The organism is Streptomyces sp. NPDC049687 (assembly GCF_044465285.1).
Classification (GTDB): Bacteria; Actinomycetota; Actinomycetes; order Streptomycetales; family Streptomycetaceae; genus Streptomyces.
Genome location: NZ_JBITLN010000007.1, coordinates 346,015 through 371,447, shown reverse-complemented (window position 1 = coordinate 371,447; position 25,433 = coordinate 346,015). Strand labels below are relative to the sequence as shown.

The 25,433-nt window shown below is 72.4% G+C and carries 24 protein-coding genes; 14 read left to right on the top strand and 10 right to left on the bottom strand.

The genetic code is table 11. The annotated features are described in order from the left end of the window. The first annotated feature begins 146 nt into the window (after positions 1-146). Positions 147-1,007, top strand: a complete 861-nt coding sequence (locus tag ACIBVL_RS23325) for a GNAT family N-acetyltransferase (protein ID WP_399099260.1) — start codon at positions 147-149, stop codon at positions 1,005-1,007. Between the two features lie 100 nt (positions 1,008-1,107). Here the strand turns inward: ACIBVL_RS23325 and ACIBVL_RS23320 are convergent, their stop codons facing one another. From ACIBVL_RS23320 to ACIBVL_RS23310, 3 genes are all read right to left on the bottom strand, one after another. Beyond that, a complete protein-coding gene (locus ACIBVL_RS23320) occupies positions 1,108-1,773 on the bottom strand; it encodes a pyridoxal 5'-phosphate synthase (protein ID WP_399099258.1) in 666 nt (221 codons plus the stop codon). Positions 1,774-1,783: 10 nt separating this feature from the next. Then, complete coding sequence (locus ACIBVL_RS23315; protein ID WP_399099256.1) at positions 1,784-2,761, bottom strand: expansin EXLX1 family cellulose-binding protein; 978 nt, start codon at positions 2,759-2,761, stop codon at positions 1,784-1,786. A 132-nt stretch (positions 2,762-2,893) separates the two neighbouring features. Continuing rightward, the gene (locus tag ACIBVL_RS23310) at positions 2,894-4,063 is read right to left on the bottom strand and encodes a thiolase C-terminal domain-containing protein (protein ID WP_399099254.1); all 1,170 of its coding nucleotides are present in this window, start codon (positions 4,061-4,063) and stop codon (positions 2,894-2,896) included. Positions 4,064-4,142: 79 nt separating this feature from the next. On the opposite strand from ACIBVL_RS23310, the gene ACIBVL_RS23305 reads away from it, so the two are divergent. Next, on the top strand, positions 4,143-5,327 hold the full coding sequence (locus tag ACIBVL_RS23305; protein ID WP_399099252.1) for an acyl-CoA dehydrogenase family protein: 1,185 nt from the start codon (positions 4,143-4,145) through the stop codon (positions 5,325-5,327). Continuing rightward, the gene (locus tag ACIBVL_RS23300) at positions 5,324-5,803 is read left to right on the top strand and encodes a nitroreductase family deazaflavin-dependent oxidoreductase (RefSeq protein WP_399099250.1); all 480 of its coding nucleotides are present in this window, start codon (positions 5,324-5,326) and stop codon (positions 5,801-5,803) included. Before ACIBVL_RS23305 ends, ACIBVL_RS23300 begins: the two co-directional genes overlap by 4 nt. Positions 5,804-5,947: 144 nt before the next feature. On the opposite strand, the gene ACIBVL_RS23295 is transcribed toward ACIBVL_RS23300, so the two are convergent. Continuing rightward, the gene (locus tag ACIBVL_RS23295) at positions 5,948-6,583 is read right to left on the bottom strand and encodes a TetR family transcriptional regulator (RefSeq protein ID WP_399099528.1); all 636 of its coding nucleotides are present in this window, start codon (positions 6,581-6,583) and stop codon (positions 5,948-5,950) included. 133 nt (positions 6,584-6,716) lie between these two features. On the opposite strand from ACIBVL_RS23295, the gene ACIBVL_RS23290 reads away from it, so the two are divergent. The 3 genes from ACIBVL_RS23290 to ACIBVL_RS23280 all read left to right on the top strand — a co-directional run bounded on the left by ACIBVL_RS23290 (position 6,717) and on the right by ACIBVL_RS23280 (position 10,731). Then, positions 6,717-7,463 carry a VOC family protein gene (locus tag ACIBVL_RS23290; protein WP_399099248.1) on the top strand — a complete coding sequence of 249 codons (747 nt, stop codon included), beginning with the start codon at positions 6,717-6,719 and terminating at the stop codon, positions 7,461-7,463. A 214-nt stretch (positions 7,464-7,677) separates the two neighbouring features. Then, positions 7,678-10,053 (top strand): PQQ-binding-like beta-propeller repeat protein, encoded by a 2,376-nt coding sequence (locus ACIBVL_RS23285; protein ID WP_399099246.1) that lies wholly within the window; start codon positions 7,678-7,680, stop codon positions 10,051-10,053. A gap of 150 nt (positions 10,054-10,203) precedes the next feature. After that, positions 10,204-10,731, top strand: coding sequence for a hypothetical protein (locus ACIBVL_RS23280; protein WP_399099244.1), 528 nt, complete (start codon positions 10,204-10,206; stop codon positions 10,729-10,731). Between the two features lie 14 nt (positions 10,732-10,745). Here the strand turns inward: ACIBVL_RS23280 and ACIBVL_RS23275 are convergent, their stop codons facing one another. Then, positions 10,746-11,207 (bottom strand): ATP-binding protein, encoded by a 462-nt coding sequence (locus ACIBVL_RS23275; RefSeq protein ID WP_399099242.1) that lies wholly within the window; start codon positions 11,205-11,207, stop codon positions 10,746-10,748. Positions 11,208-11,383: 176 nt separating this feature from the next. Between ACIBVL_RS23275 and ACIBVL_RS23270 the strand changes: the two genes are divergently transcribed. The 3 genes from ACIBVL_RS23270 (at position 11,384) to ACIBVL_RS23260 (ending at position 13,517) form a co-directional block, all read left to right on the top strand. After that, the gene (locus ACIBVL_RS23270) at positions 11,384-12,301 is read left to right on the top strand and encodes a Scr1 family TA system antitoxin-like transcriptional regulator (protein WP_399099526.1); all 918 of its coding nucleotides are present in this window, start codon (positions 11,384-11,386) and stop codon (positions 12,299-12,301) included. Further along, complete coding sequence (locus tag ACIBVL_RS23265) at positions 12,255-12,380, top strand: DUF397 domain-containing protein (protein ID WP_399099240.1); 126 nt, start codon at positions 12,255-12,257, stop codon at positions 12,378-12,380. The genes ACIBVL_RS23270 and ACIBVL_RS23265 overlap by 47 nt, the downstream gene beginning before the upstream one ends. Positions 12,381-12,644: 264 nt before the next feature. Continuing rightward, a complete protein-coding gene (locus ACIBVL_RS23260) occupies positions 12,645-13,517 on the top strand; it encodes a hypothetical protein (RefSeq protein ID WP_399099238.1) in 873 nt (290 codons plus the stop codon). A 60-nt stretch (positions 13,518-13,577) separates the two neighbouring features. On the opposite strand, the gene ACIBVL_RS23255 is transcribed toward ACIBVL_RS23260, so the two are convergent. From ACIBVL_RS23255 to ACIBVL_RS23245, 3 genes are read right to left on the bottom strand one after another with little or no spacing between them, the layout of a single operon-like run. After that, positions 13,578-14,351: an enoyl-CoA hydratase/isomerase family protein gene (locus tag ACIBVL_RS23255; protein WP_399099236.1), complete on the bottom strand. Its 774-nt coding sequence runs from the start codon at positions 14,349-14,351 to the stop codon at positions 13,578-13,580. Beyond that, positions 14,348-14,764 carry a Zn-ribbon domain-containing OB-fold protein gene (locus ACIBVL_RS23250; RefSeq protein WP_399099234.1) on the bottom strand — a complete coding sequence of 139 codons (417 nt, stop codon included), beginning with the start codon at positions 14,762-14,764 and terminating at the stop codon, positions 14,348-14,350. The genes ACIBVL_RS23255 and ACIBVL_RS23250 overlap by 4 nt, the downstream gene beginning before the upstream one ends. A gap of 3 nt (positions 14,765-14,767) precedes the next feature. Further along, on the bottom strand, positions 14,768-15,925 hold the full coding sequence (locus ACIBVL_RS23245) for a lipid-transfer protein (protein ID WP_399099232.1): 1,158 nt from the start codon (positions 15,923-15,925) through the stop codon (positions 14,768-14,770). A 92-nt stretch (positions 15,926-16,017) separates the two neighbouring features. Here ACIBVL_RS23245 and ACIBVL_RS23240 point away from each other — a divergent pair, with 92 nt between their 5' ends. Beyond that, positions 16,018-17,601 (top strand): FadD3 family acyl-CoA ligase, encoded by a 1,584-nt coding sequence (locus ACIBVL_RS23240; protein WP_399099230.1) that lies wholly within the window; start codon positions 16,018-16,020, stop codon positions 17,599-17,601. Positions 17,602-17,678: 77 nt separating this feature from the next. On the opposite strand, the gene ACIBVL_RS23235 is transcribed toward ACIBVL_RS23240, so the two are convergent. Both ACIBVL_RS23235 and ACIBVL_RS23230 read right to left on the bottom strand, forming a co-directional pair. After that, positions 17,679-17,849: a hypothetical protein gene (locus ACIBVL_RS23235; RefSeq protein ID WP_399099228.1), complete on the bottom strand. Its 171-nt coding sequence runs from the start codon at positions 17,847-17,849 to the stop codon at positions 17,679-17,681. A gap of 203 nt (positions 17,850-18,052) precedes the next feature. Next, on the bottom strand, positions 18,053-21,019 hold the full coding sequence (locus ACIBVL_RS23230; RefSeq protein WP_399099226.1) for a BTAD domain-containing putative transcriptional regulator: 2,967 nt from the start codon (positions 21,017-21,019) through the stop codon (positions 18,053-18,055). A 207-nt stretch (positions 21,020-21,226) separates the two neighbouring features. Here ACIBVL_RS23230 and ACIBVL_RS23225 point away from each other — a divergent pair, with 207 nt between their 5' ends. The 4 genes from ACIBVL_RS23225 (at position 21,227) to ACIBVL_RS23210 (ending at position 25,375) form a co-directional block, all read left to right on the top strand. Beyond that, the gene (locus ACIBVL_RS23225) at positions 21,227-22,468 is read left to right on the top strand and encodes an amidohydrolase family protein (protein WP_399099224.1); all 1,242 of its coding nucleotides are present in this window, start codon (positions 21,227-21,229) and stop codon (positions 22,466-22,468) included. Beyond that, entirely contained in the window at positions 22,465-23,379 is a 915-nt protein-coding gene (locus tag ACIBVL_RS23220) for an LLM class F420-dependent oxidoreductase (protein WP_399099222.1), read from the top strand. Before ACIBVL_RS23225 ends, ACIBVL_RS23220 begins: the two co-directional genes overlap by 4 nt. Before the next feature lie 9 nt (positions 23,380-23,388). Further along, positions 23,389-24,159 (top strand): SDR family NAD(P)-dependent oxidoreductase, encoded by a 771-nt coding sequence (locus tag ACIBVL_RS23215; protein WP_399099220.1) that lies wholly within the window; start codon positions 23,389-23,391, stop codon positions 24,157-24,159. A 97-nt stretch (positions 24,160-24,256) separates the two neighbouring features. Then, on the top strand, positions 24,257-25,375 hold the full coding sequence (locus ACIBVL_RS23210; protein WP_399099218.1) for an LLM class flavin-dependent oxidoreductase: 1,119 nt from the start codon (positions 24,257-24,259) through the stop codon (positions 25,373-25,375). Positions 25,376-25,433 lie beyond the last annotated feature (58 nt).

The following is a 25,433-nucleotide window of genomic DNA, read 5'->3' as shown; positions in this document are numbered from 1 at the left end:
CTTCCGGGACGCCCACCGCCACGGCCGCCTGGCGACCGACCCGGAGCCGAAGGCGCCGTGAGGGGGGCGGGGGCGCCGTGAACAGGGGCGTGGGGAGCGCCGTAATCCAGCGGCACTAGGCCGGGGACTGCGCGATCATGCGGGGCATGCGCCCAGACGACTGGCATCTCACCCACGACCTCGACGCCTTTCTCGACCGCGCCGGTGACTTCCTCGCCTCGCGCCCCGCGCCGCACACCGTCCTGCTGACGGTGACGGACGGCCTGCGCCGCCGGGGCATGCACGTCTACGGCGAGGAGGCCCCCCTCCTCGGCACCCTGGAGACGGACGGCGAGGTCGCCGCGGTGCTCCTGCGCACCCCGCCGTACTGGATCAACCTCACCCCCCTCACCGAGGAACAGGCCGACGCGCTCGCCGCCCGGCTGGCGGCCGCGGGGCACCGCCTCCCCGGTGTCTCCGCCGAGACCGACACGGCCTCCGCCTTCAGCCGGGCCTGGCAGCGGCACACGGGGGCCCGGCCCGACCTCCGGCGGCGGCAACGCCTCTACCGGCTCGGCGAGCTGACGATCCCCGAGCCCGTCCCCCACGGCGCCCCACGGATCGCCACCCCCGCCGACCGGGACCAAGTGGCGCGCTGGTTCGAGGAGTTCAACGAGGACGTGGGTGAGCACAATGCCCCGGACGGCGGCACCTGGGCCGACTTCCGCATCGCCCACGGCGGCGCCACTCTCTGGGAGACCCCCGACGGCACCCCCGTCTCCCTGGCCGCCGTCACCCCGGAGGTGGCAGGCCAGGTGCGGGTCACCACCGTCTACACCCCGGCCCACCTGCGCGGCCGGGGCTACGCCGGTGCGGTCACCGCCGAGGTCAGCCGCGCCGCACGCGACTCCGGGGCCGCCGAGGTGCTCCTCTTCACCGACCTGGCCAACCCGACGAGCAACGGCCTCTACCAGCGCGTCGGCTACCGCCAGGTGGCCGACTTCACGGTGTACGGGTTCGCCGGGTGACAGGCGGCGGACCCGGCCGCCGGCCGCCCCGGGGGCAGCGGAAGACGCGGAAAAGGAGCGCCACCCGACCGGCGCACTCGACGGCCGGCGCGGTGGCCGCTCACGGCCACAGCAGTTCCCCGGCCCAGCCGTCCCGCTCCCGGCGGTAGCGGAGCCGGAGGTGACGTCGTCGCGCGTCACCCTGGAAGAACTCCGCCTCGTCGGGGCGCAGGCGGTACAGGGTCCAGGTCGGGGACTCGGCGGTCGGGTCCTGGCGGGCCCGTTCCCAGGCCTCCTCCGAAGCCCGCGTCAGCTCCTCCACCGACCCGAGCGGCTCGCTCTGGTGGCCGGTCAGCGCGGCGGCCAGGGCACCCGTGGAGCGGACGCGGAGGTCGGTGCGCGCCTCCTCGGGCGGGGCGACGGAGACCGGGCCGCGCAGGCGGACCTGGCGGCCCAGGGCGGGCCAGTAGAAGGTGAGGGCCGCGTACGGGCGGGCGGCGAGCTGACGGCCCTTGCGGCTGGTCGCGTGGGTCGCGAAGGACCAGCCGCCGGCGTCCGCGCCGTGCAGCATCACGATCCGGGCGTCCGGCAGGCCCTCCTCGTCCGCGGTGGCCAGCGTCATCGTGTGCGGCTCCCGCTCGCCCGCCGCCACCGCCTCCGCGAACCACCGCGCGAACAGCGCCAGGGGCTCGCCGGGCGCCGTCCCGGGATCGAAGGGCGGCAGCTCGGTCACCTCCGGGTCCCACACCCGCAGTGACCTCAGCAGCTCATGAAGATCCGTGTCCATGGTCCGAGTATCAGTGCCGGGCGAACTGCACCCGGGTCGGCTGTACGACGTTCGCGCGTACCGCGATCCCCTCCACCGTCAGCTGCTCGCCGTAGATGTCGGTGAGCCGGAGCGCGCCGCCGCAGCCCGCGCCCTGCTCGGAGAGGAAGTAGTTGTAGCCGGTGCGGGCCAGCGACTGCCAGCCGCCGCCCGTCCGGACCTCCAGGCGGGCCAGCGGGTTGCGGTGCCCGATGGCCTGGATGCCGCACCAGTACTGGGTGGAGCCGGTCTTGTAGCGGATCGAGACCGTGTCGGACACGGCCGGGCTCAGGAGGGTCCAGGTGATCGGGATGCGGCCCGCCGAGAGCGGCGCCAGCTTGGCGAACGCCTGCTGGCTGAGGTCGAGTTGGCCGACCTGGCAGGGCGCCGGGCACTCGTTGGTGATGCGGACGGTGATGGACTTCCCGCCCGAGGTGACCGACACGTACGCGCCGCAGGCCTTCGAGGTCTCGTAGTCCGCCGTGTTCATCGCCGCCGTCATCACGTCGGACGTCGGGCCGTAGGAGCAGGCGCCGTCGCCGTTGCCGATGTCGTAGGACGTGGCGACGCCCTGGTACGTCGTCCCGGGGCGGATGCGTCCGGCCAGGGAGCCGCCGGTGGAGGACGGCTTCCGGGGGGCGGGGGTGGCGGACGCGCGGACCGATGTCTTCTTGGCCGGGGCGGCCGAAGAGGGCTTCGTGCTCGGGCTCGGCCCGGCGGCCGAGGAGGTCGGCGAGGGGCTCGGCGACGACGAGGGGGAGACCGCCGCCGTCGGGGAGGCGTTCGTCGCGGCCCCCGCGACCGGCTTGACCTTGTCCGCCCCGGCGGCGGCCGTCCCGCCGTCCGGGCGGAACGCCACGACCAGGGACACGACCAGCGCCACGGCGGCCACCGCTCCCACGGCGATCGCGGGGGCCCGCAGCCCACGGCGCTCGGGGCGGGAACGGCGGCGGTGCGAGGAGGATGCCACGGACTGAATCCTTACGCGGTGAGTGGAGAGCACGTCCTGGAGAAATACGCAGCTCGTCCGGAAAAGCCTCGGACTCCTCGGTCGCCGCCGGTCACGAGGAGGTTGCCGCGGACCTCAATCCTGTGACGCATGTCACTCCCGCCCCAGTATCACCGTCCCCGAGGAGCAGAACCATCCGCCCGTGCCGGAGGCGACTCCCAGCCGGGGCAAGGCCCCGTCGGCACGGCGTACTTGTCGGTCCCCAGCCTCTCCCCGTAGCTGCCGCACCGCCTCCACCAGCAGGAACAGGCCCCGCATACCGGGGTGTTGGGCGGACAGGCCGCCGCCGTCCGTGTTCACGGGCAGTTCGCCGGTGGTCAGCAGCCGCCCCTTCTCCACGAACGCCCCGCCCTCGCCCTTCGCGCAGAAGCCCAGGTCCTCCAGGGTCACCAGCGTCATGTACGTGAAGGCGTCGTAGATCTCGGCGAAGTCCATCTCCTCCGGTCGCAGCCCCGCCCGTGCGAACGCCGTCCGCCCGCTGACCGCCGCCGGGGACACCGTGAAGTCCTCCCACTCCGACATGCTCGCGTGCGAGACGTGCTCCCCGGTGCCGAGGATCCACACCGGTGCCGTACGGCAGTCCCGTACGTACTCCTCGGCCGCCAGCAGGACCGCCGCGCCCCCGTCGGAGCGGATGCAGCAGTGCAGCTTGGTGAAGGGGTCGGCGATCATCGGGCCGGAGAGCACCTCGTCGACCGTGACCGGATCGCGGAACATCGCCTCCGGGTTCAGCGCCGCGTTCGCCCTCGCCTGCACCGCGATCTCCGCCAACTGCTCGATCGTCGTGCCGTGTTCGAGCATGTGGCGGCGGGCGGCCATCGCGTACTTGGCGATCAGGGTGTGGCCGTAGGGCACCTCGAACTGGAGCGGGCCGCGCGCGCCGAAGGCGAAGGTGCCCGTGCGGCGGCCCGCGCGGATGTCCGCGCGGGCGGTGGAGCCGTAGGCCAGCAGGACGGCGTTCGCATGGCCGGCGGCGATCGCGTCGGCCGCGTGGGCCGCCATGACCTCCCAGGTCGAGCCGCCGACGGAGGTGGAGTCGACCCAGGTGGGGCGCAGGCCCAGATAGTCCGCCACCTCGACGGGGGCCAGCGTGCCGAGCCCGGCGGACGCGAAGCCGTCCACCCGCGACCGGTCCAGCCCCGAGTCCGCCAGCGCACGGCGGGCCGCCTGGGCGTGCAGGGCGTACGGGGTCGCGTCGTCCACGCGGCCGCAGTCGGAGAGCGCGACGCCGACGACGGCCACTTTCCTGGTCCCCGTTGTCACGAGGGGCCACCTCCCTCTGTGCATCTCGTTCCCGGACTCCTAATATGACGGACCGTCAGATCTGGAGGAAGGGGTAGCCATGGACCCCGGCTTCACCGCCGAGCAGGACGAGATCCGCCGCACACTGCGCGAACTGCTGCACAAACGCTGCGGCCAAGAAGAACTCCGCGCCGCCCTCGCCACCCCCACCGGACACGACCCCGCCCTCTGGGTCACCCTCGCCGAACAGCTCGGCCTGCCCGGCCTCGCCCTTCCGGAGGCGTACGGCGGTGTCGGCTGCCCCCTCGCGGACCTCGCCCTCGCCGCCGAGGAGACCGGCCGGGCCCTCGCCCCCACCCCGCTGCTCGCCACCTCCGTCCTCGCCGCGCCCCTGCTCCTCGCCCTCGGTACCGAGGCCCAGCGGGCCCGCCTGCTGCCCCGGGTCACCGACGGCACCCTGACCGCCGCCCTCGCCGTCCCCGCACCCGCACTCGGCACCGCCCTCGCCCTGACCGGGCCCGGCGGCGGCGACTGGTCCGGCGGGGGGCGCGCGGGGGGCGTGCAGGCCCGGCCCGCCGAGGGTGGCTGGCGGCTGTACGGGGAGGCCGCGCAGGTGCTCGACGGGCACAGCGCCGGGCTGCTGGTCGTCGCCGCGCACACCGGGGGGTTCGTACGCTCCCGGACCCTGCTGTTCCTGGTGGCGGGGGACGCCGCCGGGGTCGTACGGACGCGGCAGACCGCCCTTGACGCGACCCGGCCGCAGGCGCGTGTCCAGCTACGCGATGTCGAGGCCGAGTTGCTCGGGGACGAGGAGGCGGACATCTCCGGCGCCCTGTGCCGCGCCGGTGACTTCGCCGCCGCCTTCCTCGCCTGTGAGGCCGTCGGGGCCGCCGGCCGGGCGCTGGAGCGGACCGTCGAGTACCTCAAGCAGCGGGAGCAGTTCGGGCGGGTGATCGGCTCCTTCCAGGCGGTGCAGCACCGGCTGGCGGACGTGTACGTACGGGTGCAGGCCGCCCGGTCCGCCGCGTACTACGCCGCATGGGCGACGGGCCGGCAGGACGGCGTCGGCGGGCTCGCGCTCGCCCAGGCGCTGGAGGCGCTCCACCTCGCCGCCGCCGAGGGGGTCCAGCTGCACGGCGGGATCGGTTTCACCTGGGAGCACGAGGCCCACCTGTACTTCAAGCGGGCCGCCGGTGACGAACTGCTGTTCGGGCCCGCGCACCGGCTGCGCGCCCGGGCGGCCGAGCGGGCCGGCCTCTTCGAGCGCAGGGAGGTCACGGTGTGATCGGTGTCAGAGTGGTGCAGAAGGTGTCCTCGACCCGCGGTTTCGCGAAGGTCGCCCCGCATGTGATCCCCGCCCTCGACCGGGCCGTCCACCGGCTCACCCGGGGAAAGGTGCTGCTCAGCGCCCAGCTGCTGCCGGGGGTGATCCTGACCGCCACCGGGGCGAGGAGCGGGCGGCCGCGCCGCACGCCGCTGGCCTGCATGCCCGAGTCCGACGGCTCCGGCTGGATCCTCGTCGGCTCCAACTTCGGCCGCACGGGTCACCCCGCCTGGACCGCCAACCTCCTCGCCCATCCGGACGCCGAGATCAGCTGGAAGGGCACCGACATCCCGGTGACCGCCCGGCTCCTGGAGGGGGACGAGCGGGCGGCGGCCTGGAAGGAGCTGCTCGCCTTCTGGCCGCCGTACGCGACGTACCAGGCACGGGTGGAGCGCGAGATCCGGGTGTTCCGGCTCACCCCTCGCCGCCATCGATGACCGGCTCCGAGACCGGGAGCCGGACGGACCCCGGGCCGGGTCAGTACCCGATGGGCCCACACAGCGCGGCAGGCGGCAGCTCACCTGGGTGAACTGCCGCCTGCCAGACAGGACTTGACCGTAAGAGTGGGGGAGTGGATCGGGCTATTTCGTCGGCTTCCTGCCGGTGATGCCCAGATGTACCAACAACGCCAGGTTGGGCTTGAGTTCAGCCTGCTTGACGCCCCACGTCTGGAAGCCCTTCTGGTGCGAGGCGACCGCCGCGAGCATCGCGACGAGCGAACCGGCGATCGCGGCCGGATTGACGTCCTTGTCGACCCGGCCCTTGGACTGCAACTCGGCGACGGCGTCGGCCAGGGAGTTGTTGACCGAATTGAGGATCTTCATGCGGAGTTTGTAGAAGCGCTTGTCGCCCTCGGCCGCGCCGAGGTCCACGACCCGGAGGATCGCGTCGTTCCTCTTCCAGAACTCCAGGAACCCGTCGACGAGTTCCTGCGCCGTCTGCCAGCCGGCCTTGCCGACCCAGGAGCGCCCTTCGAGCACTTCGGTCAACCCGGCGCCCTCGGCGGCCATTTGCTCGGCGATCTCCAGGACGGCGCCCTCGACGTCCGGGAAGTACTGGTAGAAGGTCGCGGGCGAAGTGCCCGCCTTCCGGGCCACGTCGATGACCTTGACGTCCCGGTACGGAGAGGAGCTGAGCATCTCGCTGAGGCAGTCGAGCAGCTTCTGCCGCGTCGCCTGCCCGCGCCGACCGGCCACGCGGCCGTCGACGGTACGCACTTGTCCTGTCATGCCGTCAGCTTACCGAGGGGTGATCGGAGCGCTATTCGGCCGACTGCAAATGGGGTGCGCGCGGGTATGGGGAAGGGTGTGCTGGTCTGCGCGCTGCGTGAACCCCCGTTAGTTTGGCTCCATGGCCGAAAACAGGGCATCGGTGAACACAGCGGGTGGCGCCGACGGCGGCACCGAGGGCGTCCCCTGCTGGGTGGACGCGCAGCTCCCCGACGTGGACGCGGGCAGGCGGTTCTACGGCGAGCTCTTCGGATGGACCTTCGAGGAGGCCTACGGCGCCTCCGTGTGGGCCCGGCTGGACGGCAGGGCCGTCGCCGCGCTCGACCAGAAGACCGACGGCCGGATGCCCACGGTCTGGACGGTGTATTTCTCCACCCCCGACGCGCAGGCCACCGCCCGGCGGATCCAGGCGTCAGGGGGGCAGGTGGTCATGGCCCCGTTCCCGGTCGACGACCTCGGCAGCGCCGCCCTCGCCGCGGACCCCGAGGGCGCCGTCTTCGGCCTCTGGCAGCCGGGCAGCCACCCCGGCTTCGGCGTCCGCCACATCCCCGGCTCCTTCACCTGGGCGCAGCTGTACGCGCGGGACACCGAGACCGCCAACACCTTCTACGGCCATCTCTTCCACGAGGCGCTCTTCGGCCCCGGCGCCGAACCCGACTTCGGCCGCGCGCCCGTCGCCGACGTCTTCCCCGAGGTGATGCCGCCGCACTTCCTGGTCCACTTCGCCGTGGACGACTGCGAGGCGGTCCTCGGCACGGTGAGCCGGCTGGGCGGCCGGGTCCAGGCGGGCCCCTTCACGGCGTCGTACGGCACGGTGGCCGTCGTCACCGACAATCAGGGGGCGTCGTTCGCGCTGCTCCAGCGTTGAACTACGTGTGGCAGTACCGACGAAGTCCGTGTCGACGTGCGGTTTCGCCGGTATATGAGATGAGACACCCCGATTGCCCCCGGGTTCGCAACCGGCCGCCCGGCCAGGAAGAATCTGGGGTGCGTGCCGCCACGGCGGTGCGGTGGTGAGACGCTGCACTTCGGTCGCGTACACATAGTGGGTGACGTGGCCCGTACGGGGAGGTGGCAGGCAAGTGGTGGATCAGCTGACGCAGCACGATCCGCGGCGGATCGGGCCGTTCGAGGTGCTGGGACGGCTGGGTGCGGGCGGCATGGGGCTGGTCTATCTGGCACGCTCGGCTTCGGGCCGGCGCGTGGCGATCAAGACGGTCCGGACCGAGCTCGCCGAGGACCAGCTCTTCCGCGTGCGCTTCACGCGCGAGGTGGAGGCGGCCCGGGCGGTGTCCGGCTTCTACACGGCCGCCGTGGTCGACGCCGACCCGCGGGCCGCCGTGCCCTGGCTCGCCACGGCCTACGTGCCCGCTCCCTCCCTCGAGGAGATAGTGAACGAGTGCGGGCCGCTCCCGGCCCAGGCGGTGCGCTGGCTGGCGGCGGGCGTCGCCGAGGCGCTCCAGTCGATCCACGGCGCCGGACTCGTCCACCGCGACCTCAAGCCGTCCAACGTGCTCGTGGTCGAGGACGGCCCCCGGGTGATCGACTTCGGTATCGCGTCCGGTGTCTCGAACACGCGTCTGACGATGACGAACGTGGCCGTCGGCACCCCCGCCTACATGTCCCCCGAGCAGGCCAAGGACTCCCGCAGCGTCACCGGCGCCAGCGATGTCTTCTCGCTCGGCTCGATGCTGGTCTTCGCCGCCACCGGCCACCCCCCGTTCCACGGCGCCAACCCGGTCGAGACGGTCTTCATGCTGCTCCGGGAGGGCCCCGACCTGGCGGGCCTCCCGGACGAGCTGCGCCCGCTCATCGAGTCCTGCATGCAGATGGAGGCCACGGCCCGCCCCAACCCGGCCGACCTCCAGGCCCAGCTCGCGCCCCATCTCTTCGGCTCCGGCTCCGACGACAGCGGTACGGCGTCGGCGTGGCTGCCCGAGAAGGCGGTCACCCTCATCGAGACGCGCCGTGGCGGCCGCCCGGCACCCAAACCGGCGCCCGTGGGCCCGCGCAGCGCCGGCCGGGGTGTCGTACCGCCGCCTCCGCTCCCGGTGCCGCCCCCGCCGTCCCACGACCCCGTCGTACCGGGACCGGGGCCCGTCCCCGTGGGGGTGGGCGCCCCCGACAGCGGCCCGGTACGGCTGCCCGGCGCGGCCGTGCCGATCGGCCCCGGCCCGCGCGTGGCCGACGTGCGCGCCACCGCCGCCGTCAGGGCGCCGCTGCCCGAGCCCGGCCTGGTCGCCAACTGGACCCGGGTCCGCGCGGGCGTCAACGGCGCCGACACCGCCCTCACGGCCCCGCAGACCTCGTCCCCGGAGACCACCCCGGCGGGCTGGCGGCCCTGGCGGTTCCGTATGTCCAACGACGTGTGGGGCACCCCGGCCGTCTCCGGCGATCTCGTCTACGTCACCTCCTTCGAGGTGCACGCCCTCGACGTGGCGACCGGGCGGCGGCGCTTCAAGACGCGGGACGTGGCCTGGTCGATGGCGGTCGCGGACGGCCGCGTCCACGCCTCCGACGGTCCCACGCTGTTCGCCCTGGAGGCCCGCGAGGGCCAGGACCTCTGGCGCCTCCAGACCGATGCCTGGGTGTACTCCCTCAAGGCGGACCGGGGCACGGTGGTCACCGGCACGCGCGGCGGCGGTGTGCAGGCCTGGGAGGCCTCCAACGGGCACAAGCTGTGGGAGATCAGCGGCTGCCAGACCGACTTCGAGTCCCCCGAGGCCGGCCCCGTCCTGCACGACGGCACGGTCTACGTCTGGCAGGACGCCCGTCTCAGAGCCCTGGACGCCCGCACGGGCGACGAGCGCTGGTCGTACCCCATCGGCGACGCGGCCTCCTGCGGCGGCGTCCCGGTCCGTGTGACCCCCGCCGCCGACGGCTACGTCTACCTCTCGGCCGGCACCAGGGTCCTCGCCGTGGACGTGGCGAGTGGCCGGGTGCGCTGGCACTTCGAGGCCCCGGCGGTCTTCCTCTCCCCGCCCGCCTTCGTCCCCGGCCCGGCGGTCACCGGCGGAGGCGTCTACCTCGCCGACTACCTCGGCACGGTCTACGCCCTCGACGCCACCGACGGCCGCGACCGCTGGCGCATCGCCACGGAGTCGCGTTCCTCCGTCGACCCGGTACTGGTCGCGGCGGGCCATGTCCACGTCGGCAGCGGCAAGGGCCTCTACACCCTCGACGCCGTCACGGGCACCCCCAAGTGGCGCTTCCAGGCGGGCGGCGACATCGTGGGCGCCCCGGCGGTCGCGGAGGGCCGTATCCACTTCGGCTCCACGGACCACCTCCTCTACACCCTCAAGGCCGACGACGGCCGGCTGCGCTGGAAGCTGGCCACCGGTGGCGAGATCACCGGCTCCCCGCTGGTCCGGGACGGTGTCGTGTACGCGTGCAGCAAGGACCGCTGCGTGTACGCGCTGGACGCGGAGAAGGGCACGGGGACGGCACGGCCCGCGTGACCGGCTCCCTGGGGAACAGGGGACGACCGCCGCACCGGGGCTGCACGGAAAGGGTCCAGACGGCGGCCGTCCACCCCAGACGCTACGCCGGGTGTCGTCCGGTCGCCAGGCGGTGACATGGCCGTGACAGCCGTTCTCTAGGCTGACGGTATGAATCCACGGGGGCACGGAAAGTTCAGGTACGCGGCGGTGGCGGTGCTGGTGGTACTGGCACTCACGGGGTTCTCCACGGGGAAGGGCCGCGGCCACGGCAGCGGCGACGGCGGTGGCGGGTGCAGCAGTTCCGGCCAGGACCACGACGGCTCGTCGTCGAGCGGCGGTGTGAGCGGATCGCGGTACCACGACTACGACGACGATGACGACACGTCCGGTGGCGGCGGATCCGGCGACACGTCGACGGCGCCCGTGCGGGACGCGGAGGCGTATCTGGTCAGCTGCGCGACCAGGAAGGCGCCGTACGCCACGGTCTCGGTCAGCAACCCGAACGGCACCGCGGCCACCTTCTCCTTCGAGGTCGAGTTCCTGGACGACCAGGCGGACACGGTCTTCCACAAGAGCATGACGGCCTACGTGCCCGCGAACGCCTCGACGGACGTGCGGGTGAAGGTGGACGACACCTCCCTCTTCTCCCGGATCGACCACTGCCGGGTCGACCAGGACGCGCCGCCGGTGAGCTGACACCTCGACGTCTGTCAGTGAGCCGACGCCCGGACAGGCACCTCCGCCCACACCGTCTTGCCCAGCGGCCGGCGAGGCTCCACCCCCCAGCGCAGGGCCAGGACATCCACCAGGAGCAGACCCCGACCGGACTCGCCCTCGGGGCACGACGAGGGCGAGGCTCCGGGCGGCCGCTTCGCCGATGCGGCGTCCGCGACCTCGATACGCACCAGGCCCGCGGCAGCGTCGTGGACGAGCCGGAGGCCGAAGTCGCGACCGGAGACCCGGCCGTGCTGTACGGCGTTCGCCGCGAGTTCGCCGACGACGAGGGCGACCGTGCACGACGCGTCGGACTCCGGCGGGTGCCCCCACTCCTCCATCCGCCGGGCGGCGAGACGTCGGGCGAGCCGCGCACCCCGAGGCGACGAGACGAACTGCTCGGCGAATGAGGGGAGCGCACGCGACTCGTCTCCCGGTGTGGTCGTTCCTGTCAGCACGGCTTGTCCGTCCTTGTCTGTCGAGCCGAGACATCCCGCGACGTACGCGAGTCGTCACGTTCCGTGCTCAAGAATCGTCTGATCGCCCTACGCTCGACAGGTGACACAGCCTTACTTTTCAGCCCGTAAGGAACGGAAGTGACGCTTTGGCCAATGGAATTGACCCGAGTACGTCGATGGCGGCGCTGTTCGGCTCGCGGGTGCGCAGGCTCCGCACGGCGGCCGGACTGACCCAGGCCGAACTCGGCGACAGGACGCACGTGGTGAGCACCCGGATCACGCAGATCGAGCGGGCCTCCGGGGCGAAACCGACGCTGGAACTGGCGCGTGCGCTGGACGCGGCGCTCGGTGCGGACGATCTGCTGGTCGAGTTGTGGCCGTATGTGTACCGGGAGGCGTTTCCGGACTGGTCGCGGAAGTTCATGGAGTACTCGGAGCGGGCGGTGGCCATCAGGCAGTACGCGGCTCATGTGGTGCCGGGTCTGTTGCAGACGGAGGACTACGCGCGGGCGGTGCTGAGTGTCGGTCGAACGCTCGGCAGCGAAGAGCAGTTGGAAGAGCGGGTCGCCCTTCGCATGGGTCGGCAGGAGCGCCTCGGCGGCCCTGACCGTCCCGAGCTGTGGGTGGTCCTCGACGAGGCGGTGCTCCGGCGTCCGGTCGGCGGCCAGGCGGTGATGTGTGAGCAGTTGGCGCGGCTGCTCGGGACCGCGACAGAACCCCAAATCACCCTGCAGGTTCTGCCGTTCGACCAGGGCGAGCACGATGCCATGGGCGGCTCGCTGACCGTGCTCACCATGCCGGACGGCTCGGAGATCGCCTACACGGAGGGCGCTCACTACGGCCAACTCGTCGAGGATCCGGACGAGGTCAGGAGCTTCGCGCTGACCTACGATCGGCTGCGTGCGGCGGCTCTGCCCCCGCTCATGTCACTCGACATGATCCGATCCGTGATGGAGGACAACCACCGTGGAGCGAAGGTCCCGTCCCGATCTGAACGGCGCCGCCTGGCGCAGGAGCAGCTACAGCAATCAGGAGGGGGGCGACTGCGTGGAGGTGGCCGACGGGTTCCGAGAGGCCGTCGTCCCGGTCCGTGACAGCAAGGTCCCCCACGGTCCGGCACTGTGCTTCGAAGCCGCCTCCTGGGCCGCCTTCATAGGCGGGTTGAAGGCCTGACGCCGTCCGCGCCGCAGGCACACCGGACCCTTGTCCGCGAGGGTCCGGCAAGCCGCTGAACTCCTCAAAGAACCGGGGGAAAGAACTTCCCGCCCACCCACCCTCCCCGGCCGCGAAGCCCGCGTCACCCGTCCGAGTGACCGGCTTGCAGGCGCGGGATGCGGACGGTTACGTTCGCCGCGACAACCGCAGAAAGATACGGCCCCCGGCCGGGACGGCAATCCCGATCGAGGGCCTGACCGATCAGGAAGCAGGACCTTCCCGATGGATACCCCGCAGTCTAACGCGCGCCTGCGCGCCGACGCCGGAACTCCGGCCTCCGGCGTGATCCACGTCCGCACCCGCCTCACGGCCGACTTCACCGTGATCTCCAACGCCCTCGCCCAACGGCGCGGCAGCGCGGTCACCGTCGGCGTCGCGGCGTACATCTCCTCCCTGCCCGACGGCTCCCCCGTGACCATCACCGCCCTGTGCGAGCACTTCCGCGAGGGCGAGATCCTGATCTCGCGGGCGCTCAGGGAACTCGAAGCGGCCGGATACCTGGAACGCCGCCGCGAGCGACTGCCCACCGGGCAGATCCGTACCCGCACCTACTTCTACGACGTCCCCGGCGGCGAGACGGACCCGGACGGGCCGCCGGATCCGCCCCGCCCCCGGAAGCGGCCCGCGGTCGTGGAAGTGCCGCCCCCACCGTCATCCACCGCCGCCCCGGAGGAGGAACCGGCGTCACTCGCCGACGCCGCCCCGCGGGCAGTCGCCGTTCTGGCCTCGCTCCGCCGTGTCGATCCCCGCCTCGTGCTGTCCGAACGGGAGGCCGTGCGACTGGCGCCCGCCGTCGACCGGTGGCTCACGGCGGGCGTGGGAGCACACCAGCTCACCGACATGCTCACCGCGCGCCTCCCCGACCGCTTCCTGACCCGCCCGGCGGCCATCCTCGCCTTCCGCCTCCGGGAGACGCCTCTGCCCGCGCCGCCGCCGCTCGCGGCCCCGCAGATCAGGGAGCGACCGGCCGTACTGCCCTTCCAGACCTGCGACAGCTGTGAGCGGGCCTTCCGCGCACCGCAGCCCGGACACTGCCGGGACTGCCGGTCCGGTCGATCCGGGCAGCCCGGGGATCGTCTCCGTGCGGCCTGCTGAGCGCGGTCTGCGCGGTTCGGCGCGACCGGATCGAGGGCACCTGGCCGTGACGGGCCGGACTCAGCGGATCCGGGGCCGAGCCGTCGACCGCCCCGCGAACAGCTCCGCCTGTCGTTCGCCCGGCAGGTTCCCGAGCGAGATGAGGTGCGGGGCCTGGGCGAAACCCGCCGCGCGCGCCGCCTCCTTCGCCGCCCACAGTGCCCGTACGGTGCCCTGGACACCGGCGGTCGGATACCCGGCGACGACGGCGGCGCAGGCGATGGCGGCCCCCAACGCCTCACCGGCGGAGGTGAGTTCGGAGACGAGCCCGATGTCGTGGGCCCGCCGGGCGGAGATCCGCTCGGCGGTCCCCATCAGCATCATCCGCGCGACCTCCCCGTACGGCATCCGCTGCGCCATCAGCACGGACTCGTAGGCGCTGACCATGCCGTAGGTGGTGTGCGGGTCGAAGAACACGGCGTCGGCGCCCGCCACGAGGAACTCGCACTCCCCGAGGAGGTAGAAGGCGCCGCCGCAGGCCATTCCCTCCACGGCGGCGACGACCGGCTTCCACAGGTCGTTCGCCTTGGGGCCGATGGTGAGCAGCGGATCGTCCTGCATGAAGGGTGAGCCGGGCTGCGGCACGACGGCGTCCCGGTCCAGGCCGGTGCTGAACGCCCGCGTCCCCGCCCCGGTGAGGACGACGGCCCGTACGGCGTCGTCGAACCGCACCTCCCGCCAGACCGCCTGGAGTTCGCCCGCCGTGTCGAGGTCGATCGCGTTGAGCTTCTCCGGCCGGTCGAGGGTGACGACGGCGACGCCGGTGTCCTTGTCCGTCTCCAGGCGCACGCTCACGGCCGCTCCAGGACCCACTGCGGCAGCCCGTCCTCGGCGAAGACGACCTGGACCCGGGCGCCGATGCGGATCCGGTCCGGGGGGAGGGAGTTGAGCGGGGCACCCGGGTGGCTGACGAGATTGCCGACGAGCCGGATCCGGGGCGCGTCGGCCAGCTCGACGACGATCACGTTGTACGGGGCCTGCGCCGCGTAGTCGGGGAGGAGGGGCGGGTGCGGGACGACGTAGGACCAGATGCGCCCGCGTCCCGACACCGGCCGCCACTCGCTCGCGAAGGACTGGCAGTGGGGGCAGCAGGGCCTGGGCGGGAAGCGGGGCTCGTCGCAGTCGGCGCAGGTCTGGACGCGGAGTTCGCCCTGGGCGGCGTACTGCCAGAAGGGGGCGCCGTCGGAGTCGGTGACGGGGGTCAGCACTGGTCAGCTCCTGAGCAGCAGGGCGGAGGTGGGGACGCCTTCGCCGGCGGTGACGAGACAGGTGGCGGCGCCCGGCACCTGGGCGGTACTGGTGCCTCGTAGCTGCTTGACGCCTTCGTTGATGAGGTTGAAGCCGTGCACGTAGGCCTCGCTCAGCCCGCCCCCGCCGGTGTTGAGCGGCAGCCGCCCGCCGATCTCCAGGGCACCCTGCTCGGTGAAGGCGCCCCCCTCACCCCGCCCGCAGAAGCCGTACCCCTCCAGGGAGAGCGGGACGAGCGCGGTGAACGCGTCGTAGATCTGGGCGACGTCCACGTCCTGGGGGGTGAAGTCGGCGTGCTTCCACAGGTGCCGGGCGGCCGCCCAGGCGGGGCCGGTGAGGGGGTCGTCGTTCCAGTAGTTGACCATGCCGTGGTGCTGGGCGGGCAGGCCCTGGGCGGCGGAGTGGACGTAGACCGGCCGGTGCCGGCAGTCCCGGGCGCGCTCGCGGCTGACGATCACGCAGGCCAGCGCCCCGTCCGTCTCCAGGCAGTTGTCGTAGAGGCAGAGGGGCTCGCTGATCCAGCGGGAGGTCATGTACATCTCGCGGGTGAGCGGGCGGTCGTACATGATCGCCGCCGGATTCTGGTTGGCCCGGTTGCGGCAGGCGAGGGCGACGTTGAAGAGGTGGTCCCGGGTGGCGCCGTACTCGTGCAGGTAGCGGCGCGCGAGCATGGCTATCTCGTCGGCGGGCCGGAGGAGACCGAAGGGACGGGTCCACTGGGCCGGGGTGGGCAGCTGGACCGCGGTGTTGGTCCACGGCCGGGGACCGCTGCCCCTCTTCCGGGACCGCCATGCCACCCCCACCGTGGCCTGCCCGGCGGCGATGGCCGCGGCGAGGTGGCCGACGGTGGCGCAGGAGCCGCCGCCACCGAATCCGATCTTGCTGAAGAAGGTCAGATCCCCGAAGCCGACGGCCTTCGCGAGCTCGACCTCGTCCGTCTCCTCCATGGTGTACGAGGCGAGCGCGTCGACCTCGCCCGGTGCGATCCCGGCGTCGTCGAGGGCGGCGAGGACGGCCCGGCAGGCGAGGGTCCTCTCGTCCTCGGGGAGGTGCTTGGCGAAGGGCGTCTGGCCGATGCCGACGATGGCCGTGGCGTCCTTGAGGCCGGTCACTCCGGGCATGCTGCACGCACCTCCGCACGGTGACAAGGCGGCTGACAGTGCGTCAGGTTACCGCTAATCTGACGGACAGTCAGCTAGTGGGGAGGCCGGTCGTGCGCGGTGACGTGGAGTGGGGGACGATCCCCCGACTGGTGAACTGGGCGGCCGAGCGGTACGCGGACACCGAGGCGGTGGTGGAGGGCCGTACCCGGATCCCGTACGGCGAACTCGGCGCCCGGGTGGAGCGCGCGGCGGCGGCCTGCCTGGCGAACGGCGTGGCGGCCGGTGACCGTGTGGGCATCTGGGCGCCCAACTCCCTGGACTGGATGGTGGCGGCGCTGGGCGCGGTGTCGGCCGGGGCGGTGCTGGTCCCGCTCAACACCCGCTTCAAGGGGACGGAGGCGGCGGACGTACTGCGGCGCAGCGGGGCGCGGCTGCTGTTCGTGACCGGCACCTTCCTGGGCACCTCGTACGTGGCCTCGCTGCGGCGGGCGGTGGGGGAGGGGGCCGGGGAGGGTCCTCTTCCCGGGCTGCCGGCGCTGGAGCAGGTGGTCGTCCTGTCGGACGACGCTCCGGCGGACTTCCGCACCTGGAAGGACTTCCTCGCGAGCGGCGAGGGGGTGGGGAAGGCGGAGGTCCGGGCGCGGGCGGAGACGGTACGCGGGGACCAGCCCTCGGACATCGTCTTCACCTCCGGCACGACCGGCCGCCCGAAGGGCGCGGTGATCACGCACGCGCAGACGCTGCGGGCGTACGAGGTGTGGTCGGACCTGGCGGGACTGCGGCAGGGCGACCGCTATCTGATCGTGAACCCCTTCTTCCACACCTTCGGCTACAAGGCGGGCGTGATCGCCTGTCTGATGCGGGGCGCGACGATGATCCCCCAGCCGGTGTTCAACGTGGACACGGTCCTGGCGAACCTGGCGGCGGAGCGGGTGTCGGTGCTGCCGGGCCCGCCCACGCTGCACCAGTCGCTCCTGGACCACGCCTCCCGGCACCAGCACGACCTGTCGGCCCTGCGGCTGGTGGTGACGGGTGCGGCGGTGGTGCCGCTCCGGCTCGTCGAACGTCTGCGGGGCGAGCTGGGCGTGGAGACCGTCCTGACGGCGTACGGCCTGTCGGAGGCGAGCGGTGTCGTCACGATGTGCCGCCGGGGCGACGACCCCACCGTCATCGCGTCGACGTCGGGCCGCGCGATCCCCGGCACGCAGGTGAGGGTCGACGCGCCGCCGGGAGAGCCCGGGGAGGTCCTGGTCCGGGGCTTCAACGTGATGCGCGGCTACTACGAGGACGAGACGGCGACGGCGGAGGTCCTGACCCCGGACGGCTGGCTGCGCACGGGCGACATCGGCGTCCTGGACCCGGCCGGGAACCTCCGCATCACCGACCGCCTCAAGGACATGTTCATCGTCGGCGGCTTCAACGCGTACCCGGCGGAGATAGAGCAACTCCTCGGCCTGCACCCGGACGTCACGGACGTGGCCGTCGTCGGCGTCCCGGACGCGCGGCTCGGCGAGGTGGGCAAGGCGTACGTCGTGCGCAGGGCGGGGGCCGTGCTGACGGGCGACGACCTGATCGCCTGGGCACGGCGGGAGATGGCGAACTACAAGGTGCCGAGGTCGGTGGAGTTCGTGGGGGAACTGCCGAGGAACGCGAGCGGCAAGGTGGTGAAGGGGGAACTGCGGCGCCGGGTGTGAGCACCGGAGCCGGACACGACCCGGCCGCGGTGGCTCCCCTCCGTGCCACCGCGGCCGATCCCCCGCAGGGAGCCCGATCAGGCGGTCTCGTCCGTGGCGTGCGTGTTGTCCGTGCCGGCTGTCGTGTCCTCTGCCGTGGCCTTGGCCGTCTTCAGCGGCTCGCTGGTGGCGTGCGTGTTCAGCGTGGTCACCTCGGCGGCCTCCGCGTTCGTCGCCTCGGCCGTGGCGGTGCTCTGGTCCTCGCTCATGACGGTCTCCCCTGCAGATCTGTGTGGTGGATCGGAAAGCGCCCGCCCGGTCAACTCCCCCGTGGACCGCCGGGCGGGCGCTCCTCGGCCGCTACACCCTAAGGCGCGGCCCTCGTCACTCCGCCTGCCCCCCGACGCGACGGAACGACTGAACCGAGGGTGCCGGGGCGCGATAAACGAATGATGAACGGGCAGGGGGCCTCTCAGGTGAGCGCGAGCGGTGTGAGGAGAGCCCGCACCTGAGCGGCTTCGGGCGCCCCCAGCCCCTCGAAGATGACCAGGGCCTCCTGCCAGCAGACCTGCGCGCGACCGATCTGTCCGATCCCGCTCAGTGCCTGGCCGAGGGTGACGAGCACGTTCCCGCGCCGCCAGTCCCCGCCGATCCCGCGCAGCGTGGTCAGCGCCGATTCGGCCTTCGTGGCGGCGTCCGCCAGTCGGCCGGCGGAGATGTCGACCTGCGCGAGACGGAAGAGGGTCATGCCCTCCCACAGCCGCATCCTGCTGTCCCTGAAGACGGAGAGCGCCTCTTCGAGACGGTTGGCGGCCGGCAGAAGCCGACCGCTCTGCGTGAGCGCGAGGCCGAGCGCGTACCGCCCGTTGGCGCCCTTGAGGGCGTGCCCCATGGCGTCGTACATGTCCGTGCCCTGCTGGGCCAGGGACACCGCCGAGTCGGTGCGCCCCATCGCGAGGTGGATCCGCGACAGGTTGCACACGGCGCTCGCCTCACCGGGGCGGTCCCCGGCCGAGCGGAACTTCTCGATGGCCCGGGTCAGATGGGTCTCGCCGGCGGCGTACTCGCCCTGGTAGATCGCGATGACACCCAGCATGTTGGACGCCCAGCACTGGAGCAGGGGGTCACCCGACGAGTCCGCGAGGCTCAGCGCCTCGGCGGCCTCCTGGCCCGCGAGCTCGAAACGGCCGGACAAGTGGTGGCCGTTGGCCAGGGTCAACAGGGCCCGCGCCACCGCCCGCCGGTCGTCGGCCACCCGTGCGGCTGCCTGGACGGACGCCGCTGTGGCCTCGTACTCCTTGGAGTTGGCGCCGGACTCGGCGAGGTCGATGGACGCCCACAGCAGGTCCACGGCCCGTCTCAACCGGTCGGGGCCGGTCGACTGGCGTACGCAGGCCAGCAGGCAGATCGCCTCCGCGTACAACCAGTCCTGGGCATGGTGCCGCTCATCGAAGACCAGCCCCGGGTACCTCGTCCCCTCCAGATGATCCACCAGCCGGTCCCCCGGCCGTACGAGCGCGTAGACGCCGGCCGCCGTCGCCAGATAGAAGTCCAGCAGCCGGGACAGCGCCGCCTCCCTCTCGCCGGCCGGCTGCTCGTCGCGCTCCGCGCACGCACGCGCGTAGAGCCGGACCAGATCGTGGAAGCGGTAGCGGCCCGGCGCCGCCGATTCCAGCAGCGAGGTGTCCACGAGGGACTCCAGGAGGTCCTCCGTCTCCTCCACGGGGAGGTCCAGGACCGCCGCGGCCGCCGCCAGCGAGATGTCCGGGCCGTCCGCCAGGCCGAGCAGGCGGAAGGCGCGGGCCTGCGGCGGCTCCAGGGCGCCGTAGCCCAGTTCGAAGGTCGCCTTCACCGCGAGATCGCCCGCCTGGAGTTCGTCCAGCCGGCGCCGCTCGTCGGCGAGCTTCGCCGCCAGCACCGACACCGTCCAGGTGCGGCGGGCCGCCAGCCGGGAGGCGGCGATGCGGATCGCCAGCGGCAGGAAGCCGCACGCCGCCACCACGTCCAGCGCCGCCTCCCGCTCGGAGGCCACCCGCTCCTCGCCCACGATCCGGGTGAAGAGGGTGAGCGCCTCGTCGGGCGACATCACGTCCAGGTCGACCAGATGGGCGCCCGCGAGATCCAGCATCCTCACCCTGCTGGTCACCAGCGCCACGCAGCCCTCGGTGCCCGGCAGCAGCGGCCGTACCTGGGCCGCGTCCTTCGCGTTGTCCAGCAGCACCAGGACCCGGCGGCCGTCCAGGACCGAGCGGTACAGCGCCGCGCGTTCCTCCAGGGAGTCCGGTATCGCCGGTTCCGGCGTGCCGAGCGCGCGCAGGAAGGCGCCGAGGACCGTCTCCGGCTCCGCGGCCCGGGTGCCGGCGCCCTGGAGGTCGACGTACAACTGTCCGTCGGGGAAGGCCGACCGGGCCTGATGGGCGACGTGCACGGCGAGCGTCGTCTTGCCGACGCCCCCGATGCCGGCCAGCGCCGAGACCGCCATGACCCGGCCCTCCGCCGAGGCCAGCACCTCGCTCAGCTCCTTCACGAACGCCGCCCGCCCCGTGAAGTCCGGTACCGTCGCCGGAAGTTGCGCGGGCCGCACCCGCACCACCGCCGGCTCCGCGGCCGGCGCGGGGGGTCCGGTGAGCTCCGGGTCGGCCTGCAGGATCCGGCGCTGCAACTCCTGCAGCCCCGCCCGCGGATCCACCCCCAGCTCCTCCGCCAGCAGCCGCCGGGTGTCCGCGTACACCGCCAGGGCCTCCGCCTGCCGCCCGCTGCGGTACAGCGCCAGCATCAGCAGCTCACGCAGCCGCTCGCGCAGCGGATACGCGGCCGTCAGCGCCGTCAGCTCCGAGACCGCCTCCGCGTGACAGCCCCGCTCCAGGTCCATGTCCAGCCGGGACTCCAGCAGCCCCAGCCGCCACTCCTCCAGCCGCACGCGCTGCGCCTCCGCGTACGGACCGGGGACTCCGGCCAGCGCCTCCCCGTCCCACAGCCCCAGCGCCTGGTTCAGCACCTCGCGGGCCCGGTCCACATCCCCGGCCCCGCGCGCCTTCTCCGCCTCCGCCGCCCACTCCTGCGCCAGCGCCAGATCCAGGGCGCCCTCGCCCAGGCCGCGCACGGCGTACCCGCCCGACTCGCTCACCAGGACGCCCGGGTCCAGCACCTTCCGCAGCCGCGAGGCATACGTCCGCACCGCCGCCAGGGCCTGCGACGGAGGCTCCTCGCCCCACAGCGCGTCGATCAGCTCACCGGCCGTCGCCGTACGGCCCTCGCGCAGCAACAGCGCCGCCAGCAGGGCACGTTGCTGGGGGGAACCGGTGTTCAGCTGCTCCGCGCCGCGCCGCGCGCGCACCGGGCCGAGCACGTCGAAGCGCAGCACCGCCGGTTCCTCGGGAGAGCCGGGACGCCTCTGCTCCGGCACGCGCGGGCCGCCGGGTCCTACGCGGTGGTCCATCAGGGCTCCCTCAGACATCCGAATGACCGGTTCAGTTTGCCTTGTCGGTGCCGGAGCCGTCAGCCGTGCATAGACACCGATTCCGGACGACACGCATGAGTCCACACAGCCCTCACATCCGGTACGCGCACCTCTCCACAGAGTCGATCAACTCGCACCCGGTCTGATACAGCTGACGGACCGTCAGATCAGCGCTACCGTGCCCCCATGGAGACCACACCGACGACCACGGCCCCCCTCCCGCTGATCATCTCCGTCGACGACCACACCGTCGAACCCCCCACGGTCTGGCAGGACCGCCTGCCGAAGAAGCACCTCGACACGGGCCCGCGCATCGTCCGCGCCCCGCTGAAGGAGATGACCTTCCTCGGCGGCCACTTCAAGCCCGTCATGGGCGAACCCGGCGACGACGGCCCCCTCGGCGACTGGTGGGTCTACGAGGACCTCAAGCGCCCCCTCACCCGCCTGGACACCGCCGTCGGATTCAGCCGGGACGACATCAAGCTGGAGGTCATCACCTACGAGCAGATGCGCCCCGGCTCCTACGACGTCCCCTCCCGCCTCGCCGACATGGACGTCAACCACGTCCAGTCCGCCGTGTGCTTCCCCACCTTCCCCCGCTTCTGCGGCCAGACCTTCACCGAGGCCGCCGACCACGAACTCGGCCTCCTCTGCGTGCGGGCCTACAACGACTGGATGGTCGAGGAGTGGTGCGGCCCCGACGCCCACGGCCGGCTCATCCCCCTCACCCTCATCCCCCTCTGGGACGCCGAACTCGCGGCCGCCGAGGTCCGCCGCAACGCCGCCCGCGGCGTCCGCGCCGTCGCCTTCTCCGAGATACCCCCGCACCTCGGCCTGCCCTCCGTCCACACCGACTACTGGGATCCGTTCCTCGCCGCCTGCGACGAGACCGGCACGGTCGTCGCCATGCACATCGGCTCCAGCAGCCGTATGCCCTCCACGTCGGCGGACGCGCCGCCGGCCGTCGGCTCGACGATCACCTTCGCCAACTGCTGCTTCTCGATGGTCGACTGGCTGATGAGCGGCAAGTTCGAACGCTTCCCCAACCTCAAGGTGATGTACGCCGAGGGCCAGATCGGCTGGATCCCCTACATCCTGGAACGCGCCGACGTGGTGTGGGAGGAGAACCGGGGCTGGGGCGGCGTCGCCGACAAGGTCCACCGCCCGCCGTCCGAACTCTTCGCCGACCACGTCTACGGCTGCTTCTTCGACGACGCCTTCGGCCTGCGCAACCTGGACTCCATCGGCCTCGGAAACGTGCTGTACGAGACCGACTACCCCCACTCCGACTCCACCTGGCCCAAGTCCCGCGAGGTCGGCGAGGCCCAGATGGGCCACCTGGACCCGGCCGTGGTGGAACGGATCGTCCGCGGCAACGCCATCGACCTGCTGGGCCTGACCCCGGACGGCCTGTGGAGCCCGCGGTGAGCCGCGTCGACCACGGCATCCAGCTCCCCGTCCAGTCCCAGTCCACCCTCTACGCCGAACCCTGGGAGGCGGACGCGGGACCGGCGGACCTCGTGGAGATCGCCCGCGCCGCCGACCGCGCCGGCTTCACCTACATCGCCTGCTGCGACCACGTGGCGATCCCGCGCCGGCTCGCGGACGCCATGGGCACGGTCTGGTACGACCCCGTGGCCACCCTCGCCCACCTGGCGGCCGTCACCGAACGCGTCCGGCTGCTCGCGCACGTCGCGGTCGTCGGGCTCCGGCATCCCCTCGTCACCGCCAAGCAGTACGCCACCCTGGACGCGCTGTCGGGCGGCCGACTGATCCTCGGGGTGGGCGCCGGGCACGTACGGGAGGAGTTCGAGGCGCTCGGGGTCGACTTCGAGCAGCGGGGTGCCGTACTCGACGAGACGATCGACGCGCTGCGGGCCGCGCTGGGGAAGGAGGAGTACCCGGCCCATCACGGCAAGCGGTACGACTTCGAGGACCTCGGGCAGCGGCCCCGGCCGGCCCAGCCCCGCGTCCCCCTCTGGGTCGGCGGATCCTCCCCCGCGGCGGTCCGCCGGGCCGCCCTCAAGGGCGACGGCTGGCTCCCGCAGGGCGACCCCAGGGACCGGCTGCCCGCGCAGATCGAGACCGTCCGACGGCTGCGGGGCGACGACGCCCCGTTCACGGTCGGCGCCATCACCGAGCCCCTGTACGTCGGCACCCCCGCCTGGGACGTGGGCCGCCGCACCCTCACCGGGCCCCCGGAGGCCCTCGCCGCGTCCCTGCGCGCCTACCCCGCGATGGGCGTGGACCAGATCCAGGTCAGGTTCCGCTGCCGCAGCCGGGACGAACTCGTCGACCAGATCGCCGCGTTCGGCGCCGACGTGGCTCCTCACCTGTAAGGAGATCCGATGGGCAAGCTTGACGGACGTGTCGTCATCGTGACCGGTGCGGCGCGCGGGCAGGGCGAGCAGGAGGCACGGCTGTTCCGGGAGGAGGGCGCCCGGGTCGTCGTGGCCGACGTGCTCGACGAACGGGGCCGGGCCCTCGCCGAGGAGATCGACGCGCTCTACGTCCACCTCGACGTCGGCCGCGAGGAGCAGTGGACCGCCGCGGTACGGGCCGCCAAGGAGGCGTACGGCCATCTCGACGGGCTGGTGAACAACGCCGGGATCCTGCGCTTCAACGCCCTCGTCGACACCCCCCTCGACGAGTTCATGCAGGTCGTGCAGGTCAACCAGGTCGGCTGCTTCCTGGGTGTGCGCACGGTCGCGCCCGAGCTGGCCGACGGCGGCACCATCGTCAACACCGCCTCCTACACCGGTCTCACCGGCATGGCGGCCGTGGGTGCCTACGCGGCGACCAAACACGCCGTGCTCGGCCTCACCCGGGTCGCCGCCCTGGAGCTGGCACCCCGCCGCATCCGGGTCAACGCGGTGTGCCCCGGCGCCATCGACACCGCGATGTCCAACCCGGCCCGGCTGGACCCGGACGCCGACCCCGAGGAGACGACCCGCGCTCTCGACTCCCTCTACCGCAAGCTCGTGCCGCTGGGCCGGATCGGCCGCGCGGAGGAGGTGGCCCGGCTGGCGCTCTTCCTCACGGCCGAGGACTCCTCCTACATCACCGGGCAGCCGTTCGTGATCGACGGAGGGTGGCTGGCGGGAGTCAGTGTCATCTGACGGGTCATCAGCTATTGACCCTCCATGAGGGTGGTGCCACAGTCATCGAAGCTGACGGTGCGTCAGAAATCATCGGAACCCGGGACGGTGAACCGCCTTGGAATTCGGGCTCTTTGTACAGGGATACGTGGGCAAGCGGGCTGAGACCGACCCCCTCGCCGAGCACAAGGCGCTGATGGAGGAGACCGAGTACGTCATCGAGGCGGACCGGTCCGGCTTCAAGTACGCCTGGGCGTCCGAGCACCACTTCCTGGAGGAGTACTCCCACCTCTCCGCCAACGAGGTGTTCCTCGCCTACCTCGCCCACGCGACGGAGCGGATCCACCTGGGCTCGGGGATCTTCAACCCCCTCGCCCAGGTCAACCACCCCGTGAAGGTCGCCGAGAAGGTCGCCATGCTCGACCATCTCTCCCAGAACCGCTTCGAGTTCGGCTCCGGCCGGGGGGCCGGCTCGCACGAGATCCTCGGTTTCCTGCCCGGCATCACCGACATGAACTACACCAAGGAGATCTGGGAAGAGACCATCGCCGAGTTCCCGAAGATGTGGCTTCAGGACGAGTACGCGGGCTTCCAGGGCAAGCACTGGCAGCTCCCGCCGCGCAAGGTCCTGCCGAAGCCGTACGGGAAGTCCCACCCCGCGATGTGGTACGCGGCCGGGTCGCCGCCGTCGTACGAGATGGCGGCGAGGAAGGGGCTCGGTGTCCTGGGGTTCAGCATCCAGAAGGTCTCCGACATGGAGTGGGTGCTGGAGAAGTACAAGACCGCGATCGTCAACGCGGAACCCGTCGGGGACTTCGTCAACGACAACGTGATGGTGACGACGACGGCGATCTGCGCGCCGACGCACGACGAGGCGATCCGGATCGCCGTCGGCGGGGGGCTGCACTACCTGCCCTCGCTGGTGTTCCGGTACCACGACACCTTCCCCCGGCCGGAGGGGTTCCCCGAGTGGCCGGAGACGCTGCCCGAGTACACCCCGGAGTTCGTGGAGCTGCTGGTGGAGGAGGAGCTGCTGATCTGCGGGGATCCGGACGAGGTGCTGCGGCAGTGCAAGCGGTGGGAGCAGGCCGGGGCCGACCAGCTGTCGTTCGGGTTGCCGGTGGGCGTGCCGAAGGAGGAGACGCTGCAGACGATCCGGCTGATCGGTGAGCACGTGATTCCGAAGATCGACACGGACCCTGTGCATCGGACCACGCGGTTCCGGCAGGGGGCCTGATCGTCGTCGGCGGGTGTTCCCGCGCCCCCGGGTAGGCAACCGCACGCACCTCAAGGAG